Source organism: Acidovorax sp. BLS4, assembly GCF_032929295.1.
GTDB lineage: Bacteria > Pseudomonadota > Gammaproteobacteria > Burkholderiales > Burkholderiaceae_C > Paracidovorax.
The window spans coordinates 2,750,069-2,765,772 of sequence record NZ_CP136797.1 but is presented as its reverse complement, the minus strand read 5'-3'; the positions used below and the strand labels follow the sequence as shown (position 1 = coordinate 2,765,772).

At 71.2% G+C, this 15,704-nt stretch carries 14 protein-coding genes; 7 read left to right on the top strand and 7 right to left on the bottom strand.

Translation table 11 applies throughout. The features are described 5' to 3' along the window. The first annotated feature begins 39 nt into the window (after positions 1-39). Genes R1Z03_RS12780 through R1Z03_RS12770 form a run of 3 tightly spaced genes read left to right on the top strand, consistent with a single transcriptional unit; the run spans position 40 to position 2,314 of the window. Complete coding sequence (locus R1Z03_RS12780; protein ID WP_317351351.1) at positions 40-690, top strand: SET domain-containing protein-lysine N-methyltransferase; 651 nt, start codon at positions 40-42, stop codon at positions 688-690. Continuing rightward, positions 687-1,532: a biotin--[acetyl-CoA-carboxylase] ligase gene (locus tag R1Z03_RS12775; RefSeq protein ID WP_317351349.1), complete on the top strand. Its 846-nt coding sequence runs from the start codon at positions 687-689 to the stop codon at positions 1,530-1,532. Before R1Z03_RS12780 ends, R1Z03_RS12775 begins: the two co-directional genes overlap by 4 nt. 17 nt (positions 1,533-1,549) lie before the next feature. Further along, positions 1,550-2,314 (top strand): SPOR domain-containing protein, encoded by a 765-nt coding sequence (locus R1Z03_RS12770; protein WP_317351347.1) that lies wholly within the window; start codon positions 1,550-1,552, stop codon positions 2,312-2,314. A gap of 31 nt (positions 2,315-2,345) precedes the next feature. On the opposite strand, the gene xopAC (R1Z03_RS12765) is transcribed toward R1Z03_RS12770, so the two are convergent. The 4 genes from xopAC (R1Z03_RS12765) to R1Z03_RS12750 all read right to left on the bottom strand — a co-directional run bounded on the left by xopAC (R1Z03_RS12765) (position 2,346) and on the right by R1Z03_RS12750 (position 7,922). Continuing rightward, positions 2,346-3,989 (bottom strand): XopAC/AvrAC family type III secretion system effector, encoded by a 1,644-nt coding sequence (gene xopAC, locus R1Z03_RS12765; protein WP_317351344.1) that lies wholly within the window; start codon positions 3,987-3,989, stop codon positions 2,346-2,348. A 143-nt stretch (positions 3,990-4,132) separates the two neighbouring features. Beyond that, on the bottom strand, positions 4,133-5,761 hold the full coding sequence (gene xopAC / locus R1Z03_RS12760; RefSeq protein ID WP_317351341.1) for a XopAC/AvrAC family type III secretion system effector: 1,629 nt from the start codon (positions 5,759-5,761) through the stop codon (positions 4,133-4,135). A gap of 223 nt (positions 5,762-5,984) precedes the next feature. After that, positions 5,985-6,941, bottom strand: coding sequence for an N-formylglutamate amidohydrolase (locus tag R1Z03_RS12755; RefSeq protein ID WP_317351338.1), 957 nt, complete (start codon positions 6,939-6,941; stop codon positions 5,985-5,987). Between the two features lie 18 nt (positions 6,942-6,959). Further along, positions 6,960-7,922 carry a tripartite tricarboxylate transporter substrate binding protein gene (locus tag R1Z03_RS12750; RefSeq protein WP_284430689.1) on the bottom strand — a complete coding sequence of 321 codons (963 nt, stop codon included), beginning with the start codon at positions 7,920-7,922 and terminating at the stop codon, positions 6,960-6,962. Between the two features lie 111 nt (positions 7,923-8,033). On the opposite strand from R1Z03_RS12750, the gene R1Z03_RS12745 reads away from it, so the two are divergent. Continuing rightward, positions 8,034-8,954 (top strand): LysR substrate-binding domain-containing protein, encoded by a 921-nt coding sequence (locus R1Z03_RS12745; RefSeq protein WP_317351334.1) that lies wholly within the window; start codon positions 8,034-8,036, stop codon positions 8,952-8,954. Between the two features lie 174 nt (positions 8,955-9,128). Here R1Z03_RS12745 and R1Z03_RS12740 read toward each other — a convergent pair whose 3' ends face one another. Further along, complete coding sequence (locus R1Z03_RS12740; RefSeq protein WP_317351331.1) at positions 9,129-9,836, bottom strand: Crp/Fnr family transcriptional regulator; 708 nt, start codon at positions 9,834-9,836, stop codon at positions 9,129-9,131. 116 nt (positions 9,837-9,952) lie between these two features. Here R1Z03_RS12740 and R1Z03_RS12735 point away from each other — a divergent pair, with 116 nt between their 5' ends. From R1Z03_RS12735 to R1Z03_RS12725, 3 genes are all read left to right on the top strand, one after another. After that, the gene (locus R1Z03_RS12735) at positions 9,953-11,695 is read left to right on the top strand and encodes an adenylate/guanylate cyclase domain-containing protein (protein ID WP_372588148.1); all 1,743 of its coding nucleotides are present in this window, start codon (positions 9,953-9,955) and stop codon (positions 11,693-11,695) included. 769 nt (positions 11,696-12,464) lie between these two features. Continuing rightward, positions 12,465-12,803 (top strand): DUF4148 domain-containing protein, encoded by a 339-nt coding sequence (locus R1Z03_RS12730; RefSeq protein ID WP_272566610.1) that lies wholly within the window; start codon positions 12,465-12,467, stop codon positions 12,801-12,803. A 229-nt stretch (positions 12,804-13,032) separates the two neighbouring features. Then, positions 13,033-13,380: a DUF4148 domain-containing protein gene (locus R1Z03_RS12725; RefSeq protein ID WP_317351324.1), complete on the top strand. Its 348-nt coding sequence runs from the start codon at positions 13,033-13,035 to the stop codon at positions 13,378-13,380. Between the two features lie 40 nt (positions 13,381-13,420). Here the strand turns inward: R1Z03_RS12725 and R1Z03_RS12720 are convergent, their stop codons facing one another. Continuing rightward, a complete protein-coding gene (locus tag R1Z03_RS12720; protein ID WP_284430679.1) occupies positions 13,421-14,878 on the bottom strand; it encodes a sensor histidine kinase in 1,458 nt (485 codons plus the stop codon). 85 nt (positions 14,879-14,963) lie between these two features. Continuing rightward, positions 14,964-15,638 carry a response regulator transcription factor gene (locus tag R1Z03_RS12715; RefSeq protein ID WP_272566607.1) on the bottom strand — a complete coding sequence of 225 codons (675 nt, stop codon included), beginning with the start codon at positions 15,636-15,638 and terminating at the stop codon, positions 14,964-14,966. Positions 15,639-15,704: the final 66 nt, after the last annotated feature.

The window sequence follows — 15,704 nt, the reverse complement described above, 5'->3', positions numbered from 1 at the left end:
ACGCGCCTGTGTGCCTATTCAAACTAACAGAGTTTTGCCATGCCCCGCACCGCATCGCCCGCAGCCCCCCCGTCCGCACCGGGGCGCCGCCTCCAGACCCGGCGCTCGGGCGTGCATGGCAAGGGCGTCTTCGCCGTGCAGGATATCGCCGAAGGCGAAGTGCTCATCGAGTACACGGGCGAGGTCATCAGCTGGCAGGAGGCCCAGGACCGGCACCCGCACGATCCCGCGCAGCCCAACCATACCTTTTACTTCCACGTGGATGAAGACCACGTGATCGACGCAAAGTTCGGCGGCAATTCATCGCGCTGGATCAACCACAGCTGCGACCCCAACTGCTTCGCCGACGAACAGGACGGCCGGATCTTCATCACCGCCCTGCGCAACATCGCCGCGGGCGACGAGCTGAACTACGACTACGGCCTCATCATCGAAGAGCGCTACACCCCCAAGCTCAAGGCCGAATACCCCTGCTGGTGCGGCAGCGCCAACTGCCGGGGCACGCTGCTGGCGCCCAAGCGCGGCTGGGCGCCGCCGGGCATGGCGCCTGAAAAGCCGGCCAAGGCGGGCAAGGCCGCCAAGGACGCCGAGCGCGGCAAGGCCACCCGCAAGACCAACAAGGCATCGCCCGCCACCGAAACCGCCACGCCGCCCCCACCGGGCCGCAAGGCGCGGAGCCCCCGCCGGTGACCGGCCGCTCCCCCGACGCCCCCATCCGCTGGCCCGCCGAGGCCATCTGGGAAGCCGTGGCCCCCGTGCTGCCGGGCTTCACCGTGGAGGTGCTGCCGAGCGTCGACTCCACCAACACCGAACTCATGCGCCGCGCCCGCGCGGGCCTGGCCGAGCCCACCCTGCTCGTGGCCGAGCTGCAGACCGCCGGCCGCGGGCGGCTGGGCCGGCCCTGGCGTGGCGCGGTGGGCGATGCGCTCATGTTCTCGCTGGGCATGCCGCTGGCGCCGGCCGACTGGTCGGGCCTGTCGCTCGCCGTGGGGGTGAGCGTGGCCGAGAGCCTGCAGCCCACGCCGCTGGCGGGTGCCGCGCGCATCGGCCTCAAATGGCCCAACGACCTGTGGCTGGACGGTGATCGCAAGCTGGCCGGCATCCTGGTGGAGACGGCGAGCCTCGTCGCGCCCGGCTGGGAAGCGCATGCCGCCCCCGCCACGCGCTACATGGTGGCCGGCATCGGCATCAACGTGCAGCCGCCGCAGGCGGACGGCATGAACACCCCGCCCGGCAGCCTGCAGGACGTGGAGCCCGGCCTGGATGCGCCCACGGCGCTGCAGCGCATCGCCGCGCCGCTGGTCGCCATGCTGCAATCGTTCGAGGCCTATGGCTTCGCGCCGGTGCAGGCCCGGTTTCACCAGCGCGACGTGCTGAGCGGCCGCGCGGTGACGCTGAGCGATGGCACCACGGGCACGGCCCACGGCGTGGGCGAGGATGGCGCGCTGCTGGTGCACACCGCGCAGGGCATGCAGGCCGTGACCAGCTCCGAGATCAGCGTGCGGCCCGCCGGCCCGTCGGCGCCGCGCTGACCGAGAAAGGCCCACCCATGCTGCGCGCCGCCGTCCTGGTTCTGCTGCTGGCCAATGCCGGCTACTACGCATGGGCGCAGGGGCTGCTGCGCTCGTGGGGCTGGGCGCCGCCCGAGCAGTCCGAGCCCCAGCGCCTGGAGCAGCAGATCCAGCCCGAGAACCTGCGCCTGGGCCGCGCCAACGGAACGGGCACCACCCCCAACGGCAACGCAAACGCGAACGGGGGCGAAGCGCCTGCGGCCCCCGCCACCCCGCCCGCTCCCGCCTCCACCCCCGCACCCAGCACCAGCGAGGCCGCGCCCGCATCGGTCCCACCCGTGGCCGCCGCCGAGCCCGCGCCCTGCCTGCAGGCGGGCACGTTCGAGAAGGGGCAGCTCGATGCGCTGCGCACCGCCACGGCCGGCCTGCCGCCGGGCAGCTGGACGCTGGAGCCGATCTCGCTCACCGGCCGCTGGATGGTCTACATGGGCCGCTTCGCCGACGAGGACACGCTGGAGAAGAAACGCGCCGAGCTGCGCGCCCGCAAGGTGCCATACGACCGGCCGGGCGCGGCGCTGGAGCCGGGCCTGTCGCTGGGCCGCTTTTCCACGGAAGAAGCCGCCGAGCGGGCCCTGGCCACGCTGGGCACGCAGGGCGTGCGCACCGCCCGCGTGGTGCAGGAACGCACCGATGCCACGGGCTACGTGCTGCGCCTGCCGGCCGCCACCGCGGCCCTGCGCACCCAGGCGGAGGGGCAGTTGCGCGGCCTGCTGGCCAGCCGGCCGTTGCGCGCCTGCGGCTGACCGGCCGGCCACGCCGGCCTGGGCTCCCCGCTCAGGCCAGCAGCCGCAGGCTGCCGGGGCACAGCGTCTGCACCAGCTCTTCCATGCCTTCGACCAGGGCGCTCACCAGGGCATTGGGGCCTTCAGCGGGCAGGTCTTCGGCGAACACGATGGCCTGGCTCAGCACCGACTCCTCCAGCACCACGGGCGGCAGGCCGTGCTGCTGCAGCGCCCAGTCCATGGCCATGAGGGCGGCCGGGCCGTTGCCCTCGTCGAAGGGGCGCAGGCTGACCAGGGCCTGGTACAGGCGCGCGGCCCGCTCCACGGCCTCCAGGCGGGTCAGCGCGGGATAGACCGCATCGGCCGGCGAGATCCAGGCCGACAGCGTTTCCAGGTGGCGCGTGAGCGAGGCCGCCATGGGATAGGCGCGCTGCTCGCCGGCACCCGGCGTGAGGAAGCGGGGGGCGAGCACGCCCGGGTCGCCGAAGACGGTGGAGCCCGAGGTGCCCGCAGCCAGCCGTTGGAATTCGCGCGTGCGCGCCCGGGGCCCGCCGGCCGGGCAGCCGTTCAGGCGCCAGCCGATCTCCAGCAGCCGCTCGGGTGTGATGGACTGGCCCGCATGCAGCCAGGTGCCCACGGCCTGGGCGGCGTCGGCCCAGGCGTCTTCCGTGCCCACGCCATCGGTGCGCAGCACCAGCGACAGGCCGCTGCGCCAGGCGTTCACCTCGGCGCGCAGGCCCGCGTTCTTGCGCAGCACGCCCAGGCATTCCTGCCAGCCGACGGCCACGCCGTCCAGCCGCGCGGCCAGGCGCGCCTGCTGCGGCGGGTTCCAGCGGGGGGCCTGCAGCAGGTTGGACAGCAGCGCCACGGGCGTGCCCGTCAGATCGACGGCGGGATGGTCCCGCACGGCGGCCGGCACGTTGTGCAGCTGCAGGTTGTGCGACAGGTCCAGCAGCTGCAGCACGGGCATGCGGGCCATGGCCTCGGGCACGTTCTGCAGGCCGCAATGCGTGAGGATCACGGTCGCCAGCCGCGGCGCCTGCGCCAGCGATTCGGGCAGCTCGCGCAGGCTGAAGTTGGCCGACAGGTCCAGCATTTCGAGGTGCTGCAGCCAGGCCAGCGCCTGCGGCACTTCGGTGACCACGCAGTTGCGCGCCGTGAGGGTGCGCAGACCCCGGCACAGCGCCAGGGTCTCGGGCAGGCGGTGAAAGCCCGTGTTGTCCGACACGTCCAGGTGCTTGAGATGGCGCAGGCGGTCCAGCCCGGGCGGCAGGGAGGACAGGCGCAGCACGCGCAGGTCCAGTTGCCAGCCCTCCTCGCCCAGGGCGTGGCAGGCCAGCACGCGCCTGACCGCCTCCTGGCGGCGTTCGGCGAACGTGGCGGCGGTTTCACTGTCGTCTTCCAGGTCCGCTTCGGGGGTGCGCAGGCGACCGAGCATGCGGGCCCACAGGCCCTGCTGGCGGGGCGGCGGCCGGTTGGGATCGGCATCGCACCATTCCTGCAGTTCGCGCATCCAGCGCTCCATTTCGGGGGTTTCGGTGCCAGCGCGGCCGGCGGCCCGGGCAGCGCCGTGCCCCTGGCCTGCATGGTGGCGGCGCAGGAAGCGGAAGGCCGATGCGCCCTCGCTGGTCGCGGCGCTGCCCTCGGCACCGGGGCTGTGGGGTACGCGGGCAAGGACGTCGGTGGTCGCGTTCATGGCATGGGCACGCGGGCAAACGCGTGGTGAAAGGGTTGGTGATGGAGCAAACCCGTCCAATTGCGACGGGATGTATCCAATCTACGGACCCCGCCCCCCGCGCCATGGTGCGGATGCGATGCCTTGGCCGCGCATGCGAAATTTCAGCGCGGCAGCAGGGTGCGAAGGGCTTCCTCCATCCCCTGCACCACGGCGTCGAAAAGCGCGTGCGGCACGCCGCCGGCAGGGGCGGAGGCGAAAACCGCCGCATCGGTCAACGCGCCGTCGGCCACCGTCCCGTCCGTCGCCACCTGCCCGGTCATGGCTTCGGCGTCCAGCGCGACGGGCGGCAACCCATGCTGCTGCAGGGCCCAGTCCATCGCCATCAGCGCGGCCGGGCCATTGCCCTCTTCGAAGGGGCGCAGGCTCTCCACCGCCCGGTACAGCAGCGTGGCCCGCTCCGTGGCCGCCAGCGGAGAAGCCGGCGCGTCGCCCTGGGCCAGCCAGGTGTCCAGCGCGGCGAGATGGCCGGGCAGTGCGCGGACCGGGGGATAGTCGAGGTGGCTGCCGGTGAGGCCCTGCGCATCGGCCGGGATGCGCTGGAACTCCATCGCCCGCAGCTGCGCCCCGCCGGCGGGACGGCCGTTCAGGCGCCAGCCGATCTCCTGGATGCGCTCGGTCGTGATCGGCAGGCCCTGGCTCAGCCAGCGCTGCACAGCCGCGTCCGCATCGGCCCAGGCGGCCTCGGTGCCCGCGCCGTCGATGCGCAACGCCTGAGAGAGCGCATTGCGCGCCTGATCCATCGCCGCACGCGATGCGCTGGCGTCCTGCAGCAAGGGCGCACAAGCCCGCCAGGCGCTCGACAGTGGTCCCACGCGGGTTTCCAGCGCGGCGCGCTGCCCGGGGGACCACGGCACGGGCTGCAGCAAGCGGTCCGTGAGCGCCACCGGCGTGCCCTGCAGTGCGAGCGCAACGTGGCTCTCGCGCAGGCCGGGCGGCAGCGTGTGCAGGCCGCGGTTGTGCGACACATCCACGGTCCGCAGCGCCGGCATGTCCGCCATGCCCGGCGGCAGGTGGCTCACGTCGCAATGCGGCACGCGCAGCTCCCGCAGGCGGGGGGCTTGCGCCATGGCCTGCGGCAGTGCCTTGAGAAAAGGGTTGGCCGACAGATCGAGCGTTTCAAGATTCGGCAACTGGAACAGGGAGGGCGGCACGTGGCTGACAAAGCCGTTGCAGGCCGTGAGGCTGCGCAGGTTCCGGCACCCGGCCAGCCCTTCGGGCAGGGATTGCAGGCCGGTGTTGTTCGACAGGTCCAGCGCCTCCAGATGCGCCAGCCGTTCCAGGCCCGGCGGCAGGCTGGAGAGTCCCAGCCCGCTCAGATCGAGCGTGCGGCCATCGGCGCCTTGCGCATGGCAGGCGAGCAAGCGCTGCATCGCCACCTCCCGGCGCTCCGCGAGCAGGGGAAGGCCATCGTCCGCCTTCTCCCCCCTGGCCTTGCGCCCCAGCGCCCGCAGGCGCCCGAACAGCCCATGGTGGCCCGACACGGCCCGGTGCGGATCGGCGTCGCACCAGCGTTGCAGCTCCTGCTTCCACCGAACCGTGTCGAAGGACGCTGCGCGGGGCGGTATCGCCCCCGGTGCAGCGGCCACCGCGCGCGATCGCAGCGCCTGGGCGTGGGTGTCGGCAGAGGCCGGCGTGGAGCGCGAGGGAGGCGATGGCACCGCAGCGGAGGGCGGGGCTTCGGAGCGGTGCGTGAACGGCTCCTGTTTGAACAGGGTGGAAAGCGATGTCATGGCAGGGCGGACACGCGGCAAGCGCGTCGCGGGCAGGGGGTGGGCAGGCCCGCGGGACGGGCCAGTGGACCCGCAATCTACGAAGTCGGCCGGCTCCGCTCCGCCCGGAATGCGAATGCAATGCCCGCCATGCGAAGCGACCCGCGCGCAAGCCGCGCCGCTTCCCCTTTTGCAAAAAAGCGCAGCGCGCCCCTGCCGCTTTCAATGCCGCGTCAATGCCGCCTCACTGCCGGGGATCGGTCGCCAGCAGCCACTCCACCAGCGCGCGCAGATCGGCCTGCAGCCGCGCGAAACCGGCCGGCTCGATGGCCAGCGTGCGCTCGTCCATGTAGAGCTTGCGGTTGATCTCCACCTGGATGCTGTGGCGGTGGGTCGCCGGGTGGCCGTAGCGGCGCACCAGCTCCACGCCCTTGTAGGGGTGGTTGTAGTCCACGCTGTAGCCGCGCTCGCGCAGAAAGGCGCAGATCGCCTGCGACAGCGCCGGGCTGGCGGTGGTGCCGTCGCGATCGCCGATCACGAAATCCGCATGGTGCAGGCCCGGATGCAGCGTGGCATGGCTGGCGGCCACGGCGGGCATGGAGTGGCAGTTGATGTGGATGCTGTAGCCGTGGCGGGCATGGGCCTCGTCGATCGCCCGGGCCACGGCCGCGTGGTAGGGGCGCCAGCAGCGGTCGATGCGTGCGCGCGCTTCTGCCACGGAGAGCGGCCGGTCGTAGATGGGCACGCCCTCGTCCGTGAACTTCCAGATCAGCCCCTTGCCCAGCCGCACCTTCTGCAGCACAACGGGATCGGTGGTGACGGGATCGGTCCACGCGGTGTCGAACCCGGCCTCGAACATGCTGGCATCGACCTCGGTGGTGTCGCGGTTGGCGTCCAGGTAGATGCGGGGAAAGTGCGCCTCCACCCAGGCCGCGCCCAGCGCGGGGGCGAAGGCGTAGAGCTTCTCGACATGCGTGTCCTCGGCGCGGCGCAGCGTGGGCAGGTCGATGGCGGCGCGGAAGTCGTCGGGGTAGGTGGTGCCGCTGTGCGGCGAATCGAGCACCAGGGCCGTGCGGCCGGGCACGGCGGACAACATGGCCGCTGGCGCTGCAGCCGCGGCGACGGCGGGCGCGCCCGCCGCCCCCGGCTCGGCGGCCTGCAGCCGGTGCCGGCGTTGGATCAGTTGCAGCGCTGCATGCATCGGCGCACTCCTGCGAGGTCAGTCGAGCTGGATCTTGGCATAGGCGGCCACTTTCTTCATCTTGTCGATCTCCCGCACGATCTGCTGCGAGAAGTCCGCGGGCGAGGTGCCCGAAGCATAGAGTCCCTGCCCGGCCAGCCGCTCGCGCACCGCCGGTTCGCGCAGGGCCGCGGCCACGGCCTGCTGCACGCGCAGCACGGCGGCGGCGGGGGTGGACACCGGCGCCACCAGGCCGAACCACGAGGGCTCGTTGGCCTGGGGAAAGCCCAGCTGCGCATAGGTGGGCACCTCGGGCAGCACGTCCAGCCGCTCGGGCCAGGACACGGCCAGGGCCTTGAGCTTGCCGGATTTGACGTGCGGCAGCGACGAGGCCACCTGGTCGAAATACACCGGCACCTGCCCGCCCACCACGTCGTTGATCGCCGGACCGGCACCGCGGTAGGGAATGTGCACCATGGAAGTGCCCGTGCTGCTCTTGAACAGCTCGCCCCACATGTGGCCGATGGTGCCGTTGCCCGGCGTGGCGTAGGACACCTTGCCGGGGTTGGCCTTGAGGTACTTCACCAGCTCGGCAAAGTCCTTGACTGGCAGGACCTTGGGGTTGACCACGATCACCCCGGGGGCCTTGACGATCTCGGTCACGCCGGCGAAGTCCTTGACGGGGTCGTAGGGCAGCTTGGAGAACACGGCCGGGTTCACGCCGTGGGTGGACAGCGTGGCCACGCCCAGCGTGAGCCCGTCGCCCGCGGCGCGCCCCACCTCGGCCATGCCGATGGAGCCGCCGGCGCCGGCGCGGTTCTCGATCACCACGGGCTGGCCCAGCAGGCGCTGCAGCGGCTCCTGCAGGGCGCGGCCGGCGATGTCGGTGGCGCCGCCGGGCGGGAACGGCACGATGATGCGCAGGGGCTTGTCCTGCGCGAAAGACATTCCAGGAAGGACAGTTGCGGCAGCCACGGCTGCGATCCATTGACGGCGTTGCATGGAGATTTTCCTCGGAAGATGGACAGAGATTACCGAACTCGGTGCCCATTGAAAAGCAATTGATGTGCCTGTTAATATTCCATTTGAGAATGTTTTAAGAACCTGAACGCCATGTCCTTGCGCCGCCTCAATCCCCCGCTGCATCTGCTGCGGGCCTTTTGCACGGTAGCGCGTTTCGGCGGTGTCTCCCGCGCGGCCGAGGCCCTGCACCTGACGCAGAGCGCGGTCAGCAAGCAGGTGCAGGAACTGGAGCGCTGGGTGGGCATCGCCCTGTTTGAGCGCAGCCGCAAGCGCCTGACCCTCACCCCCGCCGGCGAACGCTACGAAAAGGCGGTGCGCTCGCTGCTTGCTCGGCTGGAGGCGGCCACGCTGGAGCTCATCACCAGCAGCGACGGCGGCGGGGCGCTGCACCTGTCCGCCCTGCCCACCTTCGCCGCCAAGTGGCTGATCCCGCGGCTGCCGCAGTTCCAGCACCAGCACCCGCAGATCACGCTGCATTTCGTGCCCTTCGTGCACGGCTACGACTTCGCCAACCCCGACCTGGACTGCTCCATCCTCTTCGGCGACGGCCACTGGCCCGGGGCGCGCGCGCACTACCTGGCCGGCAACGACGTCGCGCTGATCGCACCGCCCGCCGGCGCGGGCGACGCCGCGCCCCTGCGGGCCCCGCGCGACGTGGTGCGCAGCGCCCTGCTGCGCCATGTGTCGGTGCCCGACGCGTGGGAGCGCTGGAGCGAGGTCCATGGCGTGCCTGGGCTCGATGCGCTGGCCGGCCCGCAGTTCGACCAGTTCGAAAGCATGATCCGCGCCGTCTCGGTGGGCATGGGCGTCGCCCTGGTGCCGCGCTGCCTGGTGCACGACGAGATCGCCGCGGGCGTGGTGGCCGAGCCCCTGGCCCAGGGCGGCTACGCCAGCGCGCTGGGCTACTGGTTCTGCTACCCCGAGGCCCGAGCGCAGCTGGCCACGCTGGACCGGTTCCGCCAATGGCTGCTGGACTCGGCGGCCGGTCCGCACGCTGCGCAGGCGGGCTGAAACCGCCCCGCGCCTGGCATTCGAGCAAAAACGGCGGTACGCCTTAGTATTTATTGCCCTTGATGCTATATAAAACATAGCAAAATAACAGGCCACCGGCACGGCGTTCGGCAGGCCGACGCCGATGCCGACGCCGGGGCGACGTACACGGGCCGCACGGGCCCGTGTCGCGCCTCACTCCCCGCGCACGTCGGCCACCATGCGTTCGAGCCGCGCGGCATCGACGACCACCAGCGCGCGGCCGTCCTTTTGCAGCACGCCGGCCTTGACCAGCACGCCCAGTTCGCGCGTGACCTGCTCGCGGTTGGTGCTGATCTGGCTGGCCAGTTCGGCGTGGGCAGGCGCGGGCTCGATGCGGGCCTGGTTGCCCTGCACGCCGGCTGCGCGCGCCAGACGCAGCAGCTCGGCATGCAGGCGGTTGTGCACGCCCAGGGTGCTCAGGTCGATCACGCGGTCGGACAACTGGCGCACCAGCGAGGCCAGGTAATGCATCACCCGCTGCGCGACCAGGGGCTCGTCGCGCAGCAGGGCCAGGAACCCTTCGCGCGAGAGGCTGGCCACCAGGGTGGTGTCCAGCGTCACGACGTCGGCCGAGCGCGGGCCGCCGTCGATGGCCGCGATCACGCCGATGTGCTCGCCCGGTTCGCAGTCGCGGAAGGTGACCTGCCGGCCGCTGGCCGAATAGGTGGTGATGCGCAGGCGCCCCGCCACCAGGAAGAACACGTCGCCGCCCTCGGCCGCGCGCGACAGCAGCGGCTTGCGCGCTGGCAGCTGATGCCAGTCGCACTGCTGCGCCAGCCGTTCCAGGCACGCATCGCCCAACCCCTCGAACAAGGGAATGCGGCGCAGGGCGAGGCTGGAGCGGGCGGGGGGAGCGTTCATGCGGGCAAAGGCCGTGGCCAGAAAAGGAAAAAGGAGGGCCAGGGCGGCGCCAGGGCATGCGGGAAGGCCGGCGGGCCGAACCGGGTGCCGCATTATGCTCAGCGCCGCCCCGGCGAATGGCCGGGCGGATTCCATCGACCCACCACACGCCTTCTACCGTGCCCGCGCCCCTGCCCCCGCTGACCCTGCCCTCCCAGCGCAACCTGCGCTGGGCCAGCGGCGTGGTCCTGTGGCTCTATGTGGCGCTGCACCTGGCCACGCACGCCACCGGGCTGGTGTCGCTGGCCGCGGCCGAAGCCACGCGGCGTGCCGTGCATGGCGCCTGGGCCACGCTGCCGGGCACCGTGCTGCTCTATGGCGCGGTGGCCGTTCACCTGGCCATGGCGGGCGCCGCCGTGTGGCAGCGCCGCAGCCTGCGCATGCCGGCCGTGGAGGCGCTGCGCCTGCTGCTGGGGCTGCTGCTGCCGCTGCTGCTGGCGGCGCATTTCTCGGGCACGCGCTACCTGGGCGAAATCGACGGGCTGGAGCCCTCCTACGTGCGCATCGTGCGGGCCATCTGGAGCCCGGAGGGGCTCTGGCTGCAACTGGCGCTGCTGCTGGCGGCCTGGACGCACGGCTGCCTGGGCCTGCACCTGGCGCTGCGCATCCGAGCCCGGTGGCAGCGCCTGCAGCCGGTGCTACTGGCCGCCGCCGTGCTGCTGCCCGTGCTGGCGGCGCTCGGCGTGGTGTCCATGGGCCGCGAGATCGCCTGGGCGGCGCTGGGCGCCCCCTCGCCGTCCGCGTCGGCTGCCCAGGCATCGCGCGCACTGACCGGGGGCCTGCGCACCGGCTGGATCGCGCTGGTGGCGGCGCTGCTGCTGGCGCGCTGGGCCTTCGGCGCCTTGCGCGAGCGCGGGGGCCGGGGGCGCATCAGCCTGCGCTACCCCGACCGCACGGTGCAGGTGCCGCGCGGCTTCAGCGTGCTGGAGGCCAGCCGGGAGCACGGCATCGGCCACCTCTCGGTGTGTGGCGGCCGGGCGCGCTGCTCCACCTGCCGCGTGCGCGTGCAAGGCCTGGCCGAGCACCTGCCCGCCCCCCGGCGCGACGAGCGGCGCACCCTGCAGCGCGTGAACGCCCCGCCCGGCGTGCGGCTGGCCTGCCAATTGCGCCCGCGCGGCGACATCGCGGTGACGCCGCTGTTCCAGCCCGGCGCGGCGGCCGCGGCCCGGCCGCTGGGGCGCGAGCGCCAGGTCGCCGTGCTGTTCGTGGACCTGCGGCGCTGGTCGGGCCTGGCCGAGCGGCAGTGGCCATTCGACCTGGCCTGGGTGCTGGACCAGTATTTCGACCGGGTGGGCGCCGCGGTGCGCGACAGCGGCGGCCTGGCCAACCAGTTCATCGGCGACAGCGTGATGGCGATCTTCGGGCTGGACACCGACCTGCCCACCGCCTGCGCCCAGGCAGTGCGCGCAGCCGCCCTCATCGAGCAGCGCATGGACGCCTGGGGCGCCTCGTTCACCGACCAGTTCGGGCAGCCGCTGGACTTCGGCATGGGTTTGCACGCCGGCACAGTGGCGGTGGGCGAGGTGGGCTTTCAGGACACGACCACGTTCACGGCCGTGGGCGAGGTCGTCAACACCGCCAGCCGCCTGCAGGACCATTCGAAGGTGGTGTCCGCCCGGCTCGTGCTGTCGCTGGAGGCCGCGCGCCTGGCGGGCGTGGCCGATGCGCTGGGCCCGCCCGAGCCCGTCACCGTGCGCGGCCGCTCCGCGCCGCTGCAGGTACTGTACGTGGCCCATCCCGCTCGGCAGTGGGGGGAGCCGCGCTTTGGTGGCGGCGCGCCATCACCTGCATCGGCAGGCCTGCGGCCCGATCCGCAGTGAACGTGAACGCTATGGGATTGGATTGGCGATTACTCGAAACAAGGCACGCAGTCGCCCATCATCCACGGACCGGCTGATCTGGCGCCAAGGGTGTGCTGGTGACGCCGACAGCTGGTGGCTCCGTTATTTCTTCTTGCCTTGGTCGTAATGCCACTTGATGGCTAAAAACATGCCCGTGCCGAGCACGATCACCTTGAACACGATGAAGACGATAGGGAACCAATCCATCTCTGATTATTTCCTGGCGGTTATTTGAAGATATTGATCGTGAGGTGCATGACCTCAAAGTGCCAAATCAGCAGTTTTGTTTTTAAACCATTGCCGAATTCCACTTCGATTGTTGCAGTTGGCATCGCAAACCAGTGGTGCATATCACTGGACATTTTGTCCCAAGGACGAGGGGCGGGCGTGCTGGACGCATGCGCGCCTGAGAGCGCCGAGTCTGTTTGAGAGCCGCCTTTTTGCGCCTTTTGTCCGCGCGTGCCACCTCGCCGCGCTCACAGGCGTTTCAAGACGTTTTTCGGCGCGCAATTCCCGATCCGGCCACCGGCGTAACGCGATGTTGCAGTGCGGCATTTTTCCCTCGGAAGCGAGGCCCTGTCGGACGCGGCGGCGGCCCGGGGCGCACGGGCCGGTAGGCGACAGACCTACACAAAACTGTGCGTTTTCGCACAGACCTGGCGGGTCCAGCGGCGCAAACTGGCTTCCATGCAGACGCAATCCGGCGCTGCAGTCCAGTTGAATCGATCCCAAGGAAGGAATCACTACCATGAACCGCAAACACCTCATCGCCATTGCCGCCATCGCCTTTGCCGGTGCCGCCTCCGCCGCCCCCGTGTCGCAGGAAGACCAGTTCGGCGCCCAGCCCGTCGAGCAGGGCCAGCCGCTGACCCGCGCTGAAGTCGTGGCCGACCTGAACCTGTGGAACCGCGCCGGCCTGAACCAGTTCGAAGCCGCCGACCGCACGCCGGATGCCGATCCCGCCTACCAGATGCGCCTGGCCCAGTACCAGCGCGAACGCAGCGGCCCCGAGTACCTGGCCGAAGTGCAGCGCGTCGGCGGCGGCCACAACGTCGCCGGCATGGCCTCCAGCACCACGATGAACTGATGCCCCGCGCATCCCGGCGCGCCCACGGCGCGCCACCCCCCGAGCCCCCGTGCGCGAAGCACCGGGGCTTTTTTCATGGGCGGCGCTTTTCATCCCGCCCTGGACCAATGCGTTCCCGCTGTGCGTTTACGCACATACCCGGCCCGGCGAAACACCGAAACTGGCAGTCAGGCAGGCACCCCGCACTGCCCTTTGTCACCCCTGTTTTGAAGCCCAAGGAACGCACACCATGAACACCCAGCACCTGATCGCCATTGCCACCATCGCCTTCGCCGGCGCCACCGTGTCCGCCGCCCACGCCGCGCCATCGCAGGAAGACCGCTTCGGCGACGAGCCCGTGGCCACCCGCAGCACGCTCACGCGCGCCGCCGTGGAGGCCGACACCCGCCTGTGGCAGCGCGCCGGGCTGGGCCAGGCCAACGAGGGCGACCGCTCCGAAGCGGTGGACGAAGCCAGCCCGCAGCGCCTGGCCAAATACCAGCGCCTGCGCAGCGGCAGCGCCTTCCAGGCCGAACTGCGCCGGGCCCAGGGCGCCCAGCCGGTGGCTGGTGCCGAAGCCAGCGAGAGCAGCCACTGAGCAGGCGTTGCGCCACCGGCACGCCGCGGCGCGCGGCCGCTCAGGGCGGCGGCAGCGGCGGATGGGCGGGAAACTGCACGCTGAACCGGGCGCCCGGCGGCACCTGGCCGGGGTGCGCGTCTTCCAGTTGCACGGTGGCGCTGTGCTGGCGCGCGATCTCCAGCACGATCGGCAGGCCCAGGCCCGAGCCGTCCGCGTCGTTGCCCAGCACGCGATAGAAGGGGCGGAACACCAGTTCGCGCTCGGCCAGCGGTACGCCGGGGCCCGAATCTTCGACCTGCAGCAGCAGCACGTGGCCGAAGGTGTCGGCCAGCACCCGCGCGGTGATGATCCCCGGCGCCCCGGGCCCCGAGGGCGTGTAGTTGATCGCGTTGTCCAGCAGGTTGCGCGCCAGCTCCTTGAGTAGCGTGGGATTGCCCTCCATCCACACGCCGGGCGCACCGGGCTCGGCGCCCTCGTACCCCAGGTCGATGTGCTTGTCCAGGGCGCGCGGCACGCAGTCGCGCACCACCTCGATCACCAGCCGGGCCAGGTCCACCGGTTGCCGCGCCAGGGCCGTTCCACTGCCTTCCGCGCGGGCCAGGGCCAGCAGCTGGTTCACCGTGTGCGTGGCGCGGATGCTGGAGCGGCCGATCTGCTGCAGCGATCGCTTCAACTCCTCGGTGCTGGTGCCTTCGCGCTGCGCCAGGTCGGCCTGCATGCGCAGCCCGGCCAATGGCGTCTTGAGCTGGTGCGCCGCATCGGCCAGAAAGCGCTTTTGCGTGGCCAGTGAATCGCTGAGCCGGCCCAGCAGATCGTTCACCGAGTCCACCAACGGCGCCACCTCCAGCGGCACCGCCTTGTGGTCGAGCGGCGAAAGGTCGTCGGGCTTGCGGGCGCGGATGCGCTCCTCCAGCAGGCTCAAGGGCTGGATGCCGCGCGCCAGGGCCAGCCACACCAGCAGCACGGCCAGCGGCAGGATCACGAACTGCGGCAGCATCACGCCCTTGATGATTTCCGTGGCCAGCACGCTGCGCTTTTCGCGCGTCTCGGCCACCTGCACCAGCGCGGCCGGCGCGCCCGGCAGCGGCACCCGCACCCAGATGGACGCCACGCGGATCTCGATGCCGCGCAGTTCGGCATCGCGCAGGCGCACCTCGCCCGAGAGCGGACGCTCGTCCTCGGGCGGCGGCGGGCGCGGCAGGTCGCGCTCGCCCGAGAGGAACTCGCCCGTGGGCGAGACCACCTGGTAGTAAACGATGTCGGATTCGTCAGCACGCAGGATTTCGCTGGCCGGCTGCGGCAGGTTGAACTGCGCCTTGCCGCCCTGCACCGTGACCAGTTGGGCCAGGGCGTGGGCGTTGTACTCCAGCGCGCGGTCGAAGGGCTTGTTGGCCAGGCCCTGCGCCACCAGCCAGGTGAGCGCCAGGCTCACGGGCCACAGCAGCAGGAGCGGTGTGAGCATCCAGTCCAGGATCTCGCCGAAGAGGGAGCGCTGCTCGCGCTGGAAGATCTTCAAGACAGGACGCCGGTGGAGGGGTTCAAGCCAAAAGGGCCGTCAGCGCAATCATCACTAGGGCATACCGCTATTAAATCAATAGCATTCAGGTGGCGATCTTCTCAAGGCAGTAGCCCAGGCCGCGCACCGTGGCGATGCGGATCGGGCCGCGCTCGATCTTCTTGCGCAGGCGGTGGATGTACACCTCGATGGCGTTGTTGCTCACCTCTTCGCCCCACTCGCACAGGCGCTCGACCAGTTGTTCCTTGGACACCAGCCGGCCGGCGCGCTGCAGCAGCACCTCCAGCAGGCCCAGTTCGCGCGCCGACAGCTCCACCAGCTTGCCGTCGATGGTGGCCATGCGGCCGGCCTGGTCATACACCAGCGGGCCGTGGCGGATGGCGCTGGTGGTGCCGCCCATGCCGCGCCGCGTGAGGGCGCGCACGCGCGCCTCGAGTTCCTGCAGGCTGAAGGGCTTGGCCATGTAGTCGTCGGCCCCGAAATCCAGGCCCTTGACGCGCTCTTCCACGCTGTCGGCGGCGGTGAGGATCAGCACCGGCAGGGCCGAGCCCCGTCCGCGCAGGCGCTTGAGCACCTCCAGCCCGTGCACGCGCGGCAGGCCCAGGTCCAGGATCAGCAGGTCGAACGCGTGGTTGGTCATCAGGGCCGCATCGGCTTCGCTGCCGCTGGACACGTGATCGACCGCTGCGCCGGAGCCGCGCAGGGTGCGCAGCAGCCCGTCGGCCAGCACCTGGTCGTCTTCGGCAATGAGGATGCGCATGGATTTGTCTCCTGGGAGCGCGGCCGGTGGCGTGGCCGCTGCGTTGGAGACCGATTCTAGAGGCCC

What these genes read in the sequence shown, in the direction of transcription:
- R1Z03_RS12780 (WP_317351351.1), top strand. Translation starts at nt 40, where the DNA reads ATGCCCCGCACCGCATCGCCCGCAGCCCCCCCGTCCGCACCGGGGCGC.
- R1Z03_RS12770 (WP_317351347.1), top strand. Translation starts at nt 1,550, where the DNA reads ATGCTGCGCGCCGCCGTCCTGGTTCTGCTGCTGGCCAATGCCGGCTAC.
- xopAC (WP_317351344.1), bottom strand. Translation starts at nt 3,989, where the DNA reads ATGAACGCGACCACCGACGTCCTTGCCCGCGTACCCCACAGCCCCGGT.
- xopAC (WP_317351341.1), bottom strand. Translation starts at nt 5,761, where the DNA reads ATGACATCGCTTTCCACCCTGTTCAAACAGGAGCCGTTCACGCACCGC.
- R1Z03_RS12755 (WP_317351338.1), bottom strand. Translation starts at nt 6,941, where the DNA reads ATGCATGCAGCGCTGCAACTGATCCAACGCCGGCACCGGCTGCAGGCC.
- R1Z03_RS12750 (WP_284430689.1), bottom strand. Translation starts at nt 7,922, where the DNA reads ATGCAACGCCGTCAATGGATCGCAGCCGTGGCTGCCGCAACTGTCCTT.
- R1Z03_RS12745 (WP_317351334.1), top strand. Translation starts at nt 8,034, where the DNA reads ATGTCCTTGCGCCGCCTCAATCCCCCGCTGCATCTGCTGCGGGCCTTT.
- R1Z03_RS12740 (WP_317351331.1), bottom strand. Translation starts at nt 9,836, where the DNA reads ATGAACGCTCCCCCCGCCCGCTCCAGCCTCGCCCTGCGCCGCATTCCC.
- R1Z03_RS12735 (WP_372588148.1), top strand. Translation starts at nt 9,953, where the DNA reads ATGGCCGGGCGGATTCCATCGACCCACCACACGCCTTCTACCGTGCCC.
- R1Z03_RS12730 (WP_272566610.1), top strand. Translation starts at nt 12,465, where the DNA reads ATGAACCGCAAACACCTCATCGCCATTGCCGCCATCGCCTTTGCCGGT.
- R1Z03_RS12725 (WP_317351324.1), top strand. Translation starts at nt 13,033, where the DNA reads ATGAACACCCAGCACCTGATCGCCATTGCCACCATCGCCTTCGCCGGC.
- R1Z03_RS12715 (WP_272566607.1), bottom strand. Translation starts at nt 15,638, where the DNA reads ATGCGCATCCTCATTGCCGAAGACGACCAGGTGCTGGCCGACGGGCTG.